At 46.5% G+C, this 883-nt stretch carries 1 pseudogene; it reads left to right on the plus strand.

Annotation, left to right across the window (positions count from 1 at the left end):
• Positions 1–127: 127 nt before the first annotated feature.
• A pseudogene (locus tag AYY16_RS15040) lies at positions 128–607 on the plus strand (DUF3304 domain-containing protein).
• The last annotated feature ends 276 nt before the right edge of the window (positions 608–883 follow it).

Here is an 883-nt window from a genome sequence, read left to right on the forward strand (position 1 = left end):
CGTCCCCTATTATTCTGATAGTGTGACTCGCGGACAGGTAAATTTGCCTTAAGTAAAATATACTTATCTCTCATTTGATGCGCAAAGGAAGCGGTGTATGCAATGGTGGTCCGGGCTTGTTCTGATTATGGTGTTATTTCTCCAGGGGTGTACCCCTGATGACCCGCCGAAAGAAAAAATTGCGTATGTGGGCGCTAATCTGCTGGGGTATAACCATGTGGTGGGGACCAATATCAACTGGTTCTCAGTGAACGGGCAGCGGGGGCGTACAGGAGGGTTTACCTGCTGTGTGATGTTGCCGGAAAAATGGCAGTCCAATATGAAGGTTGACGTGGAGTGGGAGGTGAATCCCGATCCTTTTCCTATGGACTTACCTTAGTTCAATGATCCGAATTATAAAAACTATATGAAAAAATATAAGGCGAATTACCGTCAATATCGTACTACAACCACTATCCCTGAATACGATGATTCCTGCGGGTTGCAGGTACACTTTTTACCCTGTCAACAGGTCAAAGTGACGGCGACCTGTTACGGTATTAACCACCCTGACCACCCTGTGAAAGACCCCTTTGACCAACCGGAGCCTGCGCAATGTCCTCAATAAGCGGGCGGGGTTGGTTACTCAACATACCTGTTTAATATCATCAGTCTACGGAAAACGTCCCCTATTATTCTGATAGTGTGACTCGCGGACAGGTAAATTTGCCTTAAGTAAAATATACTTATCTCTCATTTGATGCGCAAAGGAAGCGGTGTATGCAATGGTGGTCCGGGCTTGTTCTGATTATGGTGTTATTTCTCCAGGGGTGTACCCCTGATGACCCGCCGAAAGAAAAAATTGCGTATGTGGGCGCTAATCTGCTGGGGTATAACCATGTGG

The sequence above is a fragment of the Morganella psychrotolerans genome (assembly GCF_001676155.1).
In the GTDB taxonomy this organism is placed as follows: Bacteria; Pseudomonadota; Gammaproteobacteria; order Enterobacterales; family Enterobacteriaceae; genus Morganella; species Morganella psychrotolerans.